We start from the raw sequence: 16007 nt of genomic DNA on the forward strand, positions 1-16007 counted from the left end.
TTCGTACGACGGTCTGATTGCGGCGAGTGACGGCACGTACTCGGCAACAGCGCGAGTGGCAGGACCTGAGTGACTAACTGAGTGACGATCGGAGCGGATGCCAGCGGACGAGCGTGGACACCGGAGGACCGTTCCTACAGCACAGGTATCGCAGGGTGATATCTCACGGCGTCCCACCTCTTCGAGGCAGACTGCGTCCGTATTGAATTGCGCAGATGGTACCCATAAGTGGCAGGAACGCCGCGCTCCAGCCGACCTCCAGGAGGAGAGCTGCGATCGGTATGCCGTTGAAAAGCAACGTTGCGAGGAGGTAGAGCGTGAGGCGCCATTCCAGAGGAGACATGCGTTGAGTGTTGCGGACGGGCGCGACCGGGTGACAAGGCCGGCCCATCACCTGCGGGCGCCGCAAACCGCTCTAGGGGGAAGAGTCACCTGTATGATCTGGAGACCGGTGCCAAGGCTCCGACGCCCGAAACGGCCCGGCATCTTGATGAGGTTCTTCAGGCTGGCGGTGCGCTCGCACGGCTCGTTGGTCAGCCTGTCGACCATGACGCTGAAGCCGACGATCTGCTTGCTCGGGTGCGTGTCAGCGATGTGAGCGCCGAGACGCTTATCCGGATCGAGGCGAGCGTCGACGACCTGGCCAGCGCGTACGCGACCACCCGGCCGGTGGACCTGCTTCCGATGGTGCGGAAGCACTTGGCGTATGTGGGCCGGCTGCTCGACGGGACAGCAGTGACCTCCTGCCGGTCGGTCGGCGGGTGGCGTACTGGCGGGGGCGACGGAAGCTGTCCCAGCAGGTGTTCGCCGACCGGCTCGGCAAGTCCAAGAGCTGGGTGGACAAGGTCGAGCGGGGTGTCCGGTCCCTCGACAAGGTGTCCATGCTCCAGGACATCGCCGTCGTCCTGCGCATCGATACGGCGGTGTTGCACGCGGCCGGGACGCGCAACCCGCCGCGGTGACCGAGCGGGCCGAGGGGTCGAGCGGATTGGGGAGGCCCTGTCGACGTACGAGATCGCCCTGTGCCGCACCCGAGCGAGACGAGCCGCAGCAGGCCGAATGACCTCGGACGACACCCGATCCGACCCGCTCGCCGCCAGTTCGGGACGAGGAGGTCGTCGGTTCGAATCCGGCCACCCCGACCAGAGGTAGCAAGGTCAAGGCATTCCGCAGCCGCAACAGGTTCCGGGCCACCGCCGGCAGCTTTCGCCCACCCGACCAGTCTGCCGGTGAAGCCGTGGCTGACTGGTCGGCGACATGACGGGTCAGTACGCGTACGTGACCGAGATGGTGACGTTGGAGCAGGAGTTGGCCAGGCTGGTCAGGGCGTTCTTCTCGGCCGTGTCGACGGTGAGCCGCCAGCGGGTCTTGGTGGCCACCCACTCGTTGACGTAGCGGCACCGGGCGGAGCTGTACGACGGCATCCAGGTGGCCGGGTCCTGGTCGCCCTTGGACTGGTTGACGTTGTCGGTCACGGCGATCAACGGGCGGGAGTCGCCCAGGTCGTTGGCGTACGCCTGGCGGCGGCTGGTGGACCAGTTGCGGGCGCCGGAGTCCCAGGCCTCGGCGAGCGGGACCATGTGGTCGATGTCGACGTCCCCCGTCGCCGTCCAGTAGGCGTTGTCGTAGTAGGAGTACCAGCGCCCGCCGGAGAGGGTGCAGGTGCCGGTGATCGTCGGCGCGGTGACGGCCTCGGCGAGCAGCACCTCGTTGCGGGTGTTGCAGCGGTCCCCGTCGGCGTCGATCCAGTGCGGGAAGAGGTCCCGGCTGTAGCCGGTGCGTACCTCGGTGGCCACCGGCAGGGCCGCGACCGCGGTCCGCAGTGGGGCGGAGTAGCTGGCGGCCCAGGCGGGGTTGGCCAGTCCGACGGTGGCGGCGAGGGTGGTGGCGAGGGTGGTCGCGGCCACGCGCAGCGTACGGTTCATGGTGCTCCGTCCGGTCGGCGAACTATCGTCCGTCATGTATATAGACAGACGCGGTATTCCCACAACCAGGACTCCCAGGTGAACGCTCCGCGAACCCGCCGGGCGGCATCGCCCTGACCGGGACCGATCACCTGCTCAGAGGTCGATCGCCCAGTGCCTGGTACGGAAGACCCGGCCCCGGAACGGAGTCTCGCGTTCCCCGAGGAGAACGAAACCGAGCGACCGGCAGATGCCGTTCGAGGGCCCGTTGCCGACCCCGGGAAAGGCGTGCACCCGCGACCAGCGCCCGTCGTCGCGGACCTCGTCGAGCAGCAGCCGGACCGCCCGCTTGGCCACTCCCCGACCCTGGTGCTCCGGCAGCACCATCCAGCCGATCTCGCCTCCGGGCTCGCCGTCGATCTCGTGCCGCACGAGGGTCACCGTGCCGGCCACCGTCGCCGGTTCGGCCGGGTCGGGCACGATCATCCTGATCAGCCCGGCACCCCGCGCCACCAGGTCGATGTCGTGCCGGAGCTGGCCCGGCACGGACTCCGGTGGCATCGGCCCGCCGAGGTCGGCCATCATCACCGGATCGCAGCGCATCCGGCGGTACGCGTCGACGTCACCGGCGTCGACGTCACGAAGAAGCATTCGTATCCCCTCGGATCAGGCGGCTGGCTCCGACGGTAGCCGCCACCGATCGGGGCACGCCCGCCGCCGGCACGTCTGCCGTCGACATCTCTGTCGCCGGCGCGCCCGCCGCCGCCCCGCGCCGGCTTTCCCTCTCCCCACCGCCGGTGCCCGGATCCGATCACCGTTCATGATCGACCCACGGTGGCGGCCTGACCACCACCGATGTCTCCGGCGACAGCGCACGGATTCGCACCTGCGGTCCGCAGACCACCGCCTGAACGGTTGATGCCTCGTGGCGAAGCGCGACGGTTAGATGCCGGTAACTGTCCCGGGCGGATGCTCCGGGCGCAGCACACGGGGAGGGACATCTACTGTGACCGGATCCTGGCCACATCGTGGCCTCGCCGGCCTGGTCGCGTTGACGCTCGGCGTCACCGGCCTCGCCGTCATCACCACCGGCGGCGCCGCCGCAGCGGCACCGCACATCGAAGCGCCCCCGTCGGTGCAGGTCGGCTGGACCGACTCAGCGACGCCGGCCAAGGCGTACAACCTGGCCGAGCAGGTCAACCTGCCGCTCGGCACCCGGCTCGACGAGAACGGCGTGAGCCACACCTCCCGGGTCTACGCCACCTTCGACCTCTCGCAGTTCGAGGGCAGGAAGATCTACGGCGGGAAGGTCTTCGTCACGGAGTTCAGCGCGGCGGACTGCACCAAGCGGGCCGTCGAGATCTGGCGTACCAAGCCGGTTGGCACCACGCCCACCTGGAACCGCCGGCCCGCGCCGCTGACCAAGCTCGACGAGGTGCTCACCCCGAACTTCTGCCCGAAGGGATCCCTGACCTTCGACGTGGGGGCCGCCGTGCAGGACGCGATGGCACACAAGCAGCGTCGGGTGACCTTCGAGATCCGGGTGCCGGAGCAGTTCGAGAACGACCCGGCCTACGGCCGGACGCTCAGCTGGTCTTACGGCGTGCGCTCGTCGGTGGATTACAACTCGCTGCCGACGATCGACAGCAGCCACCTCTACAACGGCGGTGTCCCCTGCACCCAGTTGAAGCCGTACCCCCGGCGGGGCGGACTCGCCAACGTGCTCCAGGCCCTGGGCGCCGACCCGGACGAGTGGGACCAACCGAGCCTGGTGACGGAGTACGCCGTCTGGCCCAAGAACGACGCGACCGCGCGGACCGTGTTCACCGCGGATTCCGGCATGCCCGGCCGGGTCAGCACGGTCAACCTGCCGGCGGGAACCCTGGTCGACGGGAAGTCGTACGGCTGGCAGGCCCGCGCCGGTGACGGCACCGACTTCTCGACCTGGTCGAAGAAGTGCTTCTTCACCTACGACGGGACCGCGCCCACGACCCCGACGGTCAGCTCGGCGAACTATCCGCCGAGCAGCTCGGGTGAATCGGCCCCGGTGGGCGTGCCGGCGACGTTCACGTTCTCCGGCAACGGGAACAAGGACGTGGCGGGCTTCGAGTACAGCTGGAACGGCCTCGGCGTCCCTGCGTGCGCGGGGAGCGGCGACGCCGGGCAACTCGAGTGCCCGGCCCCGTTCAGCCGGCCGAACTCCGTCAGGGCGGACGCCCCAGGTGGCTCGGCCACGGTGACCCTCAGCCCGGTCGGATCCGGGCCGCAGCGGCTCACCGTCCGGTCGATCGACCTGGCCGGCAACCGCTCCGGGAGCATCGAGTACATGACCTTCGTGCCCGCGAGCGAGCCGGAGGTGCGAGTCGAGGGCGGGCAGCCGGAGTGGGGGCAGGATGTCCTGCTCAAACTCGTCCCGGCCAACGGCATGACGGGCGTCATCGAGTACGAGATCACCCTGGACGGGGGCGAGCCGGACACCCGGCAGGCCGAGGAGGACGGCACGGCGTACTTCCTGTTCACCGCCAACAACCCCGACGGGCACCGCGTCTCCGTGCGCAGCCACAGCGCCAACGGCTTCGTGTCGCCGGCGGTAGAGTGGTTCACCTACTTCCTGCCCTGGCCGGGGGTGAAGTCGGACGTCTACTACTCCCCCGAGGACGGACACGCCGTCGGCGGCGTGGGGGTGCCGGGCACGTTCACGTTCTCCCCGCCGCCCGGCTGGACGGACGTGGCCGGGTACCGGTACTCGTTCAACGGCGGCGAGGTCGCCGAGGCCCCCGCCGGTGGGGACGGCCGGGCCACGATCAGCTGGACGCCGACCGAGGCGGGTTACGTGACGCTGATCGTCCACGCCGTCAAGGCCGACGGCACCTGGAGTGACTACCCGAACTGGTACTCGTTCGAGGTGGCGGCCACCACCCCCTGACCGCCCGCGACGCGGAGGGGCCCGGCGCGATCGCCGGGCCCCTCCGCGGCTCAGTCGTGCAGCTCGGTGCGCCGGATCTCGGCGAACGCGGCGGTCAGCCAGCCGTCGAGCGGCCGGTCGGTCCCGGCCAGCAGGTCGGCCAAGAGCAGCGGGGCGTGCCGGGCCAGCGCGGCCGGTTCGGGCCGGGTGGCGTCGTCGTCCGGGTCGTACACGCCGAGGGCGCCGGCCAGCAGCACCAGCACCACGTGCGGGTCGACGTCCGGCTGCCAGCTCGCCGCGCCCCGCACGCAGGCCTCCAGCACCTGCCGGATGTCGTCGCCGTCCAGCCCGTCGGGGTGGGTCTCCTCCAGCAGCAGCCGGACCACCGCGCCCAGCACCAGGCCGGACCGGTCCGCCCCCGCGAGCCGGTCGACCGCCTCGTCGTACGCGTCCCGGTCGCGCCCCCGGGCCGCGGTTACGGCCTCGGTGGCCGCCACGGCGATCTCGCGGGCCGGTGCGGGCAGGTGTCGCCAGGTCGTCGTCATCCCGACCAGGATCGCAGACCGACCCACCGGCGTCGTCGACCCGGTCCGGCGGGAGCCCCGGCCGCCGCCCGCGGGACAGCTGTGGGCCACGTCACCACCGGCTTCCGCCGAGCGCGTACGCGCCGGAAAACGGCTCGCGGCCTGTCGCACGTCCGCCCAGAATCCCCGACATGCTGCGCCGCGCTCTGCCCCGTCGCCCGGAAGCTCGGCGGATCCTCGTCGGCACCCTGCTCTCGTCGATTGGTCGCGGCCTCACCCTGCCGTTCCTGTTCATCTACCTGACCGACGTGCGCGGCTTCTCCGACCCGCGCGCCGGCCTGGTCATCGGCTGGTACGGCGTGGTCACCCTGGCGCTGTCCCCGCTGGGCGGGACGCTGATCGACCGGTTCGGCGCACGCCGGGTGGTGCTGCCGTGCCTGCTGGTCTCGGCGGTGGGCACGGGCTCGCTGGCCCTGGTCTCCGGGACCGCGTCGGCGTTCGCGGTGATCACGCTGATCGCGATCGGCAGCTCCGCGATCTGGCCGGGGCAGAACACCATCCTCGCCTCGCTGACCGACCCCGACGAGCAACAACGGGTGTACGGCCTGAACTTCGCCCTGCTCAACCTCGGCGTCGGGGTCGGCGGGCTGATCTCCGGGGCCGTCGTGGACGTCACCCGCCCGGTGACCTTCCAACTGGTCTACCTGCTCGACGCGCTGAGCTACCTGATACCGGCGCTGATCCTGCTGAGCCTGCCGAGGGTCGGCCACCGGATCACCGGCACCGGGCCGGGCGGGCGTGTGGTGTCGGCCGGGGGCTACCTGGCCGTGCTGCGGAACCGCCCGTTCCGCCGGCTGGTGATCTTCGGGCTCGTCCTCACCACCTGCGGGTACGCCCAGCTCGAGGTCGGCTTCACCGCGTACGCCGTCCGGGTGGCCGAGGTGACCCCACGGGTGGTGGCCTGGGCCCTGGCCGGCAACACCGTCATGATCGTGCTGTCCCAACTGCTGATGCTCCGCCGGATGGAGGGGCGTAGCCGGACGGGCGGGCTGGCCCTGGTCGGGGCGGTCTTCGCGGGCGCCTGGCTGGTCCTCGGCGCGGCCGGCCAGATCGGGCCCGGCAACGCGCTGGTCGCCGCGCTCGGCGTGGTGGCCTGCGCGACGATCTTCGGTTTCGGCGAGACGATGCTCTCGCCGGTGATGCCGGCGCTCACCAACGCGCTGGCCACCGACGAGCTGCGTGGCCGGTACAACGCGATGAGCTCGATGATCTTCGGGGTCAGCGGGGTGATCGGTCCGGTGACCGCCGGCCCGCTCATCGGCGCGGCGGACGGACGGATCTGGGTGGCCATCGTGGTCGGCGGCTGCCTGGCGGCGTCGCTGCTCGCGCTGTCCCTGCGCGGACTGCTCACCCCCGCCCAGGACGGTCGCCCACCGGCCACCGCGCCACCGCGAACCCCCCTGCCGACCGCCTGACCCACGCTCACGCCAACGCCCAGGTCGCGCGGAGCCGCTCGACGGGACGGTCCCGACGTGACGGGCGGGTGGTGACGGGCGGATGGGGGACGCCTTAGCTGCGCCGCGGCCCGCTCGGCTGAGACGACGGTGCGGCGGTCGGCTCCCCCCTCACGAGAGCCGACCACCGCACCGACCGGATGGGTCCGGCCCCCGCGGTCAGCAGTTGGTGTAGCTGCCGCTGCTCCCCCACGAGCAGGAGTCGATCAGGGTGCCGGCGGAGTTCCGTACGTACGCGGTGTCACCGGTGTTGTTCCAGATGTACGCGCCCGACCCCCAGTAGCGGTGGGTCGAGGTGCTTGTGCCCCTGCCGGTGTGGAGGTAAACGCTGGCGCCGGAGGCGAGCCGGAAGTCGCTGGTGAACTCGGTCCCCCACATGTTGACGGCCGGCCCTTGGCGGCACCGGCGTGGAACGTACACCGAGGCTAACGACTCGTCCGGCCACTATGGACGGATCGACAGCCTCGCCGCCAACTAACGGCCGCAGGTCGACCGATCACGGCCGAACGGCACCCCGGCCTGCGCGAACAGCGCCCGGACCCGACGCGAACGGCGGCGCACATCACCCGCCGAGTGCCCCGGAGACCAACGACTCGACGGCGGGACGCTCCCACCGGCCGGTCACCCCGGGCCGGTCCGCCAGGTAGCCGGCGATCCGCGGCGCGTCCCAGCCGTGCGCCTCGCGTAGGCCCCCGGCGAGCATCGCGAGGTACACCGGCGCGGGCGCGTTCCACTCGACGTCCGCCGCCCGCCCCGGTGCCGTGAAGGTCAGCATCGGCACGCCGTCCCGAACACCGGTGCGGACCAGCGTCTCGTACCGGCCGGGGCCGAGGGTCGCCCGCCCCTGCGCGACGGCGACCTCGATCAGGTCGAGGTCGGCACCGGGTTCCCGGTACATCTCCTGCGCGGCGAGGTCGGCGAACTGCCCTGCGGTGAGCAGCCACGCCCGGGCCGCAGCCACCCCGGGCAGCTCCGGGTCGTAGAAGGCCATCCCGCCGGTCCAGGCCCGGGACTCCCCGGCGAAGTAGATCCCGCCGGGCACCAGCACCGCCGCCTGCCGGCGCGGCGGCCGGCAGTCCCGGCAGCCCGGGTACGTCCGCAGCCCGCCCGGGGGACGGCCCCCGCCCAGGTACCAGTTCAGCCGGTCGGCGTGCATGTTGGACCCGTACGCGACATACCAGAGCAGGCTGTCCACGGCCGTCAGCACGCCCCGGTCAGGTGGGTGTCACTGGGCTGGGCGATGAGCATCGCGTCCTCCACGTCGACCGACAGGTACAGGCTAACGCCGGCCACCCGGGTCCACAGGCCCTGTCCACACCCTGTGGATAGCACATGTGTACGACGGGCTTTGATCTTGGTAGACCGCCCCTGAGCTGCGGTGAGTACGCTTGATCGGACAGCCGCCCCTCCCCTGTCTGGAACCACGTGCGCGTAGATCACCACCGGCTCGTCCGGGACGTCACGGTCCGCCTGCCGATGGCGTCGACCGCCGTCGAGGCGTGCCGGTGGACCGTCACCGCGCTCGCCCGGTACGCGCCGGCCACCATCTCCGTCCTGCTCCCCGCGCCGGACCGGCTCCGCTGTGTCGCGGCCACCGGCGCCTGGCAGGTCTTCTCGACCGTCCCGCCGGAAGCCGGCATCGTGAGCCGGGTGTACGCCTCCGGCATCGGCGCCACCGTCCCCGACGTCGCCGCCGACCCCGACTACCTACCGGCCCACCCCGGCGTGACCGCCGAGATCTGCGTACCGGTGCTCGACCCGGCGGGCCGCCCGATCGGGGTGCTCGACCTCCAGTGGACCGGGCCGGTCGAGCTGGACCTGTGGCGGCAGACCGCCGAGCGTGTCGCCGGCCGGCTCGGCGCGCGGATCACGGCGCTGGGCGGCCCGCCGGCCGAGAGCCGCAGCGAGAAGCTGCTGCGACACGCCGTCGCGCTGACCACCGCCCCCACCGAGTGGGACCTGATGACCGAGGCGATCTGCGCGGCCCGGGAGGTCTCCACCCTCTCCGCGGCGGTGCTGCTGCTGGCCGGCAGGGCCGGCCCCCGGCTGGGCGCCCCGACCGGCGAGACCGGCGAGTTGGAGTCCCGCGTCCGGGCCGAGCTGACCGAGGCGGGCGCCCCGGCACTGCACCGCATGATCGCCCGGGCCCACCGGCACGGCTCCGGCTACACCCTCGGGGAGCCGGGGCACCCGCCCACGGCGGAGTACCGCCCGCTCGCCGACGCCGGGGTGCGCACCCTGGTGGCGGTGCCGGTCGGCCCCCCGGACTCCGGCGGGGTGCTGCTGGTCGCCGACGAGCGGCTACTGCGGCCCGACCCCACCACCGTCAACCTGATGGAGTTGCTCGCCGGGCAGGCGTGGACCTGCCTGGACCGGCTACGCACCCTGGCCCGGCTGCGCGAGCAGGCCAGCTCCGACCCGCTCACCGGGCTGCGGCACACCGGGCCGTTCGGGCAGCGGATCGCCCGCGCCACGCCGGGGCGTACGGCCCTGCTGGCGATCGACGTGGACGGTTTCAAGGCGGTCAACGACACGTACGGCCACCAGGCCGGCGACCGCTTGCTGGTCGGGCTGGCCCGGGCGCTGGAGGCGGCGCTGCGCCAGGGCGACGAGTTGTACCGGATCGGTGGGGACGAGTTCGTCGCGGTGATCGAGGTGAGCCGCCCCGAGGAGGCGGTCCGGATCGCCGAGCGGCTGGCCGAGGCGGCCCGGGGCACCGGTCGCACGATCAGCGTCGGCGTCGCCCTGCCCCACCCCGGCGAGTCGCCCGAGCAGACCCTCCGCCGCGCCGACCAGGCCCTCTACGCGGTCAAGCGCCAGGGTCGCGACGCCGTCCACCTATCCACCACCTAACCCACCCCCACCCCCGCACTTTCAGTGAATGCGTGGCCATCCGCCGCCGCAGAGGCACTCTTTCTCTGAAAGTGCGGGTGTGCGGAGCGGAGGGGTCAGGGGTGGGGGGTTAGTTCCTTGGCCAGGAGTTCGGCGATCTGGGCCGTGTTGAGGGCAGCGCCCTTACGGAGGTTGTCGCCCGTCACGAAGAGGTCGAGGGCGCGCGGGTCGTCGACGGCGCGGCGGATGCGGCCGACCCAGGACGGGTCGGTGCCGACGGCGTCGATCGGCATCGGGAACTCCCCGGTGGCCGGGTCGTCGACCAGGATCACGCCGGGGGCGTTGCGTAGCGCCTCGCGGGCGCCCTCGGCGTCCACCTCGGTGGCGAAGACGGCGTGCACGGCCACCGAGTGGCCGGTCACCACCGGCACCCGGACGCAGGTCGCGGAGACCTTCAGGTCGGGCAGCCCGAGGATCTTGCGCGACTCGTTGCGCATCTTCAGCTCCTCGGACGACCAGCCGCCGTCGGCGAGCGAGCCGGCCCAGGGCACCACGTTGAGCGCCACCGGGGCCGGGAACGGCCCTATCTCGTCGCCGACGGCCTGGCGCACGTCACCCGGCCGGGAGCCGAGCGCGCGGTCCCCGGCGATCTTGCCAAGCTGGAGGTGCAGGGCGTCCACCCCGGCCTGCCCCGCCCCGGAGACCGCCTGGTACGAGGCGAGCACCAGCTCGCGCAGGCCGTACTCGTGGTGCAGCGGGGCGATCGCGACGATCATGGCGAGGGTGGTGCAGTTGGCGTTGGCGATGATGCCCTTCGGCCGGTTGCGTACCTGCTCGGGGTTGATCTCGGGGACCACCAGCGGGACGTCCCGGTCCATCCGGAACGCCCCGGAGTTGTCCACCGCCACCGCGCCACGGCTGACCGCGACCGGCGCCCACTGCGCGGAGACGTCGTCCGGCACGTCGAACATCGCCACGTCGACGCCGTCGAACGCCTCCGGGGTGAGCGCGCCGACGGTCAGCTCCTCGCCCCGGCAGCGCACCTGCCGCCCCACCGACCGCTCGGAGGCGAGCAGCCGGATCTCGCCCCAGACGTTGCGTCGGGACGACAGCAGCTCGCACATCACGGTTCCGACGGCACCGGTCGCCCCGACCACGGCAAGGGTGGGCAGCGACGGCATCGCCGCTACCGCCCGGTCCCCGCGTACACGACGGCCTCGGAGTCGCCGCCCAGCTCGAAGGCGTCGTGGATGGCCCGGACGGCCTTGTCGAGGTCGGTGTCCCGGCAGACCACGGAGACCCGGATCTCGGAGGTGGAGATCATCTCGATGTTGACGCCGGCGGTGCCGAGGGCAGCGAAGAAGCCGGCCGCCACGCCCGGGTGCGACCGCATCCCCGCGCCGATCAGCGAGACCTTGCCAACGTGGTCGTCGTAGAGCAGGCCCTTGAACTTGACCTGCTCCTGGATCTTGCTGAGCGCGGCCATGGCGGTCGGGCCGTCGGTCTTCGGCAGGGTGAACGAGATGTCCGTGCGGCCGGTGCCCTCGGTGGAGACGTTCTGCACGATCATGTCGATGTTGATCTCGGCGCCGGCAACGGTGTCGAAGATCCGCGCGGCGGCGCCCGGCTCGTCCGGCACCCCGACGATGGTGATCTTCGCCTCGCTGCGGTCGTGGGCGACCCCGGTGATCAGTGCCTGTTCCACGGGAAGGTCCTCCATCGATCCGGTGACCATGGTGCCGGTGTTGGTCGAGTATGACGAACGGACGTGGATCGGCAACCCCGCGCGCCGGGCGTACTCGACGCTGCGTAGGTGCAGCACCTTGGCGCCGCAGGCGGCCAGCTCCAACATCTCCTCGTAGGTGATGTCGCGGATGTGCCGGGCGTTGGGCACGATCCGCGGGTCGGCGGTGAACACGCCGTCGACGTCGGTGTAGATCTCGCAGACGTCGGCGTGCAGCGCGGCGGCGAGCGCCACGGCGGTGGTGTCCGAGCCGCCCCGGCCCAGCGTGGTGACGTCCTTGGTGTCCTGCGAGACGCCCTGGAAGCCGGCCACGATGACGACCGAGCCCTCGTCGAGCGCGCCCTTGAGCCGCCCCGGGGTGACGTCGATGATCCGCGCCCGGCCGTGCACCGAGGTGGTGATCACGCCGGCCTGCGAGCCGGTGAACGAGCGGGCCTCGTACCCCAGGTTGTGGATGGCCATGGCGAGCAGCGCCATGGAGATCCGCTCCCCGGCGGTGAGCAGCATGTCCAGCTCGCGGCCCGGCGGCAGCGGGCTGACCTGGTTGGCCAGGTCGAGCAGCTCGTCGGTGGTGTCACCCATCGCGGAGACGACCACGACCACGTCGTCGCCGGCCTTGCGGGCGGCGACGATCCGCTCGGCCACCCGCTTGATCCGCTCGGCGTTCCCGACGGAGGACCCGCCGTACTTCTGCACCACGAGTGCCACGACGGTGTACTCCCTCCCAGCGTCACTGACCGTGCCGACGCCGCCGGAAAACCGGTCGGCGACGCGCGTCAGACCACATCAGGGTATCCGGCGCCCCGCGCGGCCGGGTCAGGTGATCCCACCATCCGGCCCGCGCGGGCCGGCCCGGCCGCCGTCCCACCAGGTCGGCAAGGGGTACGCGACACGCCGGCCGGGTCGGCGTCGCACGGGTCCCCCGGCGGGGGCGGCGCACCGCAGAATGACCCGGTGCATGCCCACCTCCGCGTGGCCCGGCGCCTGACCGGCGTCCTCACGCTCACCCTGCCGGCCCTGCTCGCCGCCTGCGTCGGCGACCCGCCCGCCGCGACGACCTCGACGCCGTCGAGCGAGCCCGCGCCCGCCGCGATCGACTCCGCCCGCGACGAGCTGGCCGCCCTGGCCGCGGCGGCCCAGGACCGGCACTTCACCGCCCGGTACACGCTCACCGGCGACGGCCCCGATCGCACGATCGCGGTGACCAGCGCGAGCGACGGCACCTGGCGGGTCGACGTCCCGGGTGGGGCGCTGGGCGGCACTGCGGACGTCTCGTTCGCCGGCACCGCCGACGGGCTCTTCCAGTGCGGCCTGCCGTCGGCCGGCCGCCCCGAGCCGGCGAGCTGCGTACGCCTCGGCGACCCGGACGACGCCGTTCCGGGCCGGCTGGACCCCCGGGTGCAGCACCCGTTCACCGACTGGCTGGAGGTGCTCACCGACCGGCGGGCCCCGCTGGCGGTCTCCCCGGCCAGGCCACCGGCGGGAGCGACCGGGGCCTGCTACTCGGTCGACTCGACCTCGGCCTCGCTGAACGCCCCGCTGGACATCGGGATCTACTGCTACGCCCCGGACGGCACGCCGACCGCCGTGCGGACCGTGACCGGCACCCTCGTCCTGGCCGGTCCGGCCGCGCCCGCCCCGGCGACCGTGCAGCTCGCCGGGCCGGTGACCGACGGCGAGCCACTCGGCATCGCGGCGCCGAGCGGGGACGAGCCGACGCCCCGGTCCACGGAAACGCCCTGACCCGGCGTCCCGTTACGGGTGGTTCTGACCACACTTTCCCACCCCCAACCCGGGGCAAAATGCCCGATACGGGACGCTTGCCCGATGGCCGACCTCACCCCGCTGCTCGCCTTCCGCTGGAGCCCTCGGGCGTTCGACCCGACCGCCACGCTGCCCCCCGCCGAGGCCGCCTCGCTGCTGGAGGCGGCCCGCTGGGCCCCCTCCGCCGGCAATCGCCAGCCGTGGCGGTTCGCCCTCGGGCACCGCGACGACGAGACGTACAAGCGGATCCTGGTCAGCCTGCCGGCGGCCGAGCAACGGTGGGCCCGACACGCCGCCGCCCTGCTGCTCGGCGCCCACCTGACGGCCGACCCTGCCGACCCGGTCGGAGGGGCCGACGGCGTGGAGAGGGCCGGAGGGGCCGACCGCTCCGCCGGGGTCGGCGGCGGTCGCGGGCCGACGGTGCCCGGTCCCGCCGGCCGGGCCGCGTACGACCTGGGGCAGGCGGTGGCGCACCTCACCGTGCAGGCCACCGCGCTCGGGCTGTACGTACGCCAACTGGCCGCCTTCGACGCCACCGGGCTCGCCGCCGACCTGGAGCTGCCGGCCGGAATCCGCCCCCTGGTGGTGGCGGCGGTCGGCCGGCTCGGCGACCCGTTCGGCCTGCCCGAGGAGCTGCGCCGGCAGGAAATTGGCCTGCGCCGCCGCCGCCCGCTGGCCGAGCTGCTGCTGCGCTGACCCGGCCGGCGCGGACCCGCCGGCTCGAATCGGACGGCGCGGACCGGACGGCGCGGACCGGGCGACACAGGCCGAACCGGCTCGGCCGGCCGGTGGCTGCGACGTCGATCTCAAACTCCGGACCGACCTTCCCACCCCCCACCTCATCACGTAGGGTCACTCTGTCATGTGGCAGGCGCACCTTCTCCTTGGTCGCCGCGACGAGGCCTGACCGGCCGGCACCTCGTCGCGGAGTCGAACCGCGCCGTCCAGCACATTCGAGCTTTTCATCGGCGCCTCGCGCCGACCCGGCATCGTCGCCGACCTTCCGATTGCTGACGCCACATGTTCAGGGGAGCACTCCGTCATGGCTCAACCCACCGGCACCACCGGCGCTGACACCGATCCGATCGCCCAACAGCGTCCCAGCCGGATGCCGTACCACCGGTACCAGCCGTACCACCAGGAGTTCCGGATCGACCTGCCGGACCGCGCCTGGCCGTCCCGGCACGTCGAGGCCGCGCCCCGCTGGTGCGCCGTCGACCTGCGCGACGGCAACCAGGCGCTGATCGACCCGATGTCCCCGGAGCGCAAGCGCCGGATGTTCCAGCTCCTGGTGCAGATGGGTTACAAGGAGATCGAGGTCGGCTTCCCGTCGGCCAGTCAGACCGACTTCGACTTCGTGCGGCAGCTCATCGAGCAGGACCTGATCCCCGACGACGTGACCATCCAGGTGCTCACCCAGTGCCGGGAGCACCTGATCGAGCGGACCTTCGAGTCGCTGCGCGGCGCGAAGCGGGCGATCGTGCACTTCTACAACTCGACCTCCACCCTCCAGCGCCGGGTGGTCTTCGGGCTGGACCGGGACGGCATCACCGACATCGCCACCACCGGCGCGCGGCTCTGCCAGAAGTACGCGGAGATCCACACCCCGGACACGGACATCTACTACGAGTACTCTCCGGAGTCGTACACGGGCACCGAGCTGGAGTACGCGCTGGAGGTCTGCTCGGCGGTGATCGACGCGATCGACCCGACGCCGGACCGGAAGCTGATCATCAACCTGCCGGCGACCGTCGAGATGGCCACCCCGAACGCGTACGCCGACTCGATCGAGTGGATGCACCGGCGCCTGCCCCGGCGGGACAGCCTGGTGCTGAGCCTGCACCCGCACAACGACCGGGGCACCGGCGTGGCCGCCGCCGAGCTGGGCCTGCTGGCCGGCGCCGACCGGATCGAGGGCTGCCTGTTCGGCAACGGCGAGCGCACCGGCAACGTCGACCTGGTGACGCTGGGGCTCAACCTGTTCTCCCAGGGCATCGACCCGATGATCGACTTCTCGAACATCGACGAGGTCAAGCGAGCCGTGGAGTACTGCAACCAGCTCCCTGTGCACGAGCGCCACCCGTACGCGGGCGACCTGGTCTACACCGCGTTCTCCGGCTCCCACCAGGACGCGATCAAGAAGGGCTTCGACGCCCTGCACGCCGACGCGGCGGCGGCCGGTGTGCCGGTCGACCAGCACACCTGGGCGGTGCCGTACCTGCCGATCGACCCGAAGGACCTGGGCCGCACCTACGAGGCGGTCATCCGGGTCAACTCGCAGTCCGGCAAGGGCGGCGTCGCGTACATCATGAAATCCGAGCACCAGCTCGACCTGCCGCGCCGGCTCCAGATCGAGTTCTCCGGCGTGGTCCAGCAGGTCACCGATCACGACGGCGGCGAGGTCGACCCGGGCACCATGTGGGAGATCTTCGCGGGCCACTACCTGCTCGACCACCAGTCCGACCCGACCGTCACCCTGGCCGGCTACGCCATCGGCACCGCCGACGGCAAGGTCGAGATCGAGGCCCGGGTGGGCGTCGGCGGACAGGTCCGGTCGCTGACCGCCGTCGGCAACGGCCCGATCGACGCGTACGTCAACGCGCTCGGGTCGGTGGGCGTGGCGGTGCGGGTGCTCGACTACCACGAGCACGCGCTGTCCTCCGGCGGGGACGCGCAGGCCGCCGCGTACGTCGAGTGCGAGGTCGACGGCCGCACCGTGTGGGGCGTCGGGGTGGACGCGAACATCGTCACCGCCTCCGTGAAGGCGGTCACCAGCGCCGTCAACCGCGCCCACGCCTGAGCCGCCCGGCGGCGCCCGGC

At 72.2% G+C, this 16007-nt stretch carries 13 protein-coding genes and 2 pseudogenes; 8 read left to right on the forward strand and 7 right to left on the reverse strand.

All coding sequences use genetic code 11. The features are described 5' to 3' along the window. Positions 1-432: 432 nt before the first annotated feature. Positions 433-765, forward strand: a pseudogene (locus tag OG617_RS12385) (transcriptional regulator); the annotation flags it as partial. Then, positions 744-929, forward strand: a pseudogene (locus OG617_RS12390) (helix-turn-helix domain-containing protein); the annotation flags it as partial. The pseudogenes OG617_RS12385 and OG617_RS12390, both read left to right, overlap by 22 nt. Before the next feature lie 336 nt (positions 930-1265). Here the strand turns inward: OG617_RS12390 and OG617_RS12395 are convergent. After that, a complete protein-coding gene (locus OG617_RS12395; RefSeq protein ID WP_405101428.1) occupies positions 1266-1925 on the reverse strand; it encodes an HNH endonuclease family protein in 660 nt (219 codons plus the stop codon). A gap of 135 nt (positions 1926-2060) precedes the next feature. Next, positions 2061-2555 (reverse strand): GNAT family N-acetyltransferase, encoded by a 495-nt coding sequence (locus OG617_RS12400; protein ID WP_405101430.1) that lies wholly within the window; start codon positions 2553-2555, stop codon positions 2061-2063. 355 nt (positions 2556-2910) lie between these two features. Between OG617_RS12400 and OG617_RS12405 the strand changes: the two genes are divergently transcribed. Beyond that, on the forward strand, positions 2911-4830 hold the full coding sequence (locus tag OG617_RS12405) for a hypothetical protein (protein ID WP_405101432.1): 1920 nt from the start codon (positions 2911-2913) through the stop codon (positions 4828-4830). 50 nt (positions 4831-4880) lie between these two features. Here OG617_RS12405 and OG617_RS12410 read toward each other — a convergent pair whose 3' ends face one another. Next, positions 4881-5354: a hypothetical protein gene (locus tag OG617_RS12410; RefSeq protein WP_405101434.1), complete on the reverse strand. Its 474-nt coding sequence runs from the start codon at positions 5352-5354 to the stop codon at positions 4881-4883. Between the two features lie 170 nt (positions 5355-5524). Here OG617_RS12410 and OG617_RS12415 point away from each other — a divergent pair, with 170 nt between their 5' ends. After that, positions 5525-6808 (forward strand): MFS transporter, encoded by a 1284-nt coding sequence (locus OG617_RS12415; RefSeq protein ID WP_405101436.1) that lies wholly within the window; start codon positions 5525-5527, stop codon positions 6806-6808. A gap of 198 nt (positions 6809-7006) precedes the next feature. On the opposite strand, the gene OG617_RS12420 is transcribed toward OG617_RS12415, so the two are convergent. Beyond that, positions 7007-7225, reverse strand: a complete 219-nt coding sequence (locus tag OG617_RS12420) for a lamin tail domain-containing protein (RefSeq protein WP_405101438.1) — start codon at positions 7223-7225, stop codon at positions 7007-7009. A 184-nt stretch (positions 7226-7409) separates the two neighbouring features. Then, a complete protein-coding gene (locus OG617_RS12425; protein ID WP_405101440.1) occupies positions 7410-8042 on the reverse strand; it encodes a histone deacetylase in 633 nt (210 codons plus the stop codon). Between the two features lie 281 nt (positions 8043-8323). Here OG617_RS12425 and OG617_RS12430 point away from each other — a divergent pair, with 281 nt between their 5' ends. Beyond that, the gene (locus OG617_RS12430) at positions 8324-9700 is read left to right on the forward strand and encodes a diguanylate cyclase (RefSeq protein ID WP_405103647.1); all 1377 of its coding nucleotides are present in this window, start codon (positions 8324-8326) and stop codon (positions 9698-9700) included. Positions 9701-9795: 95 nt separating this feature from the next. Here OG617_RS12430 and OG617_RS12435 read toward each other — a convergent pair whose 3' ends face one another. Continuing rightward, positions 9796-10860 carry an aspartate-semialdehyde dehydrogenase gene (locus OG617_RS12435; RefSeq protein ID WP_405101442.1) on the reverse strand — a complete coding sequence of 355 codons (1065 nt, stop codon included), beginning with the start codon at positions 10858-10860 and terminating at the stop codon, positions 9796-9798. A gap of 5 nt (positions 10861-10865) precedes the next feature. Then, positions 10866-12131, reverse strand: coding sequence for an aspartate kinase (locus tag OG617_RS12440; RefSeq protein WP_396682414.1), 1266 nt, complete (start codon positions 12129-12131; stop codon positions 10866-10868). Between the two features lie 246 nt (positions 12132-12377). On the opposite strand from OG617_RS12440, the gene OG617_RS12445 reads away from it, so the two are divergent. From OG617_RS12445 to leuA, 3 genes are all read left to right on the forward strand, one after another. Further along, on the forward strand, positions 12378-13166 hold the full coding sequence (locus OG617_RS12445) for a hypothetical protein (protein WP_405101445.1): 789 nt from the start codon (positions 12378-12380) through the stop codon (positions 13164-13166). A gap of 84 nt (positions 13167-13250) precedes the next feature. Next, a complete protein-coding gene (locus OG617_RS12450) occupies positions 13251-13883 on the forward strand; it encodes a nitroreductase family protein (RefSeq protein WP_405101447.1) in 633 nt (210 codons plus the stop codon). Between the two features lie 346 nt (positions 13884-14229). Beyond that, positions 14230-15987, forward strand: coding sequence for a 2-isopropylmalate synthase (gene leuA, locus OG617_RS12455; protein WP_405101449.1), 1758 nt, complete (start codon positions 14230-14232; stop codon positions 15985-15987). The last annotated feature ends 20 nt before the right edge of the window (positions 15988-16007 follow it).

The sequence above is a fragment of the Micromonospora sp. NBC_01412 genome, from assembly GCF_045040215.1.
GTDB classification, from domain to species: domain Bacteria; phylum Actinomycetota; class Actinomycetes; order Mycobacteriales; family Micromonosporaceae; genus Micromonospora; species Micromonospora rubida.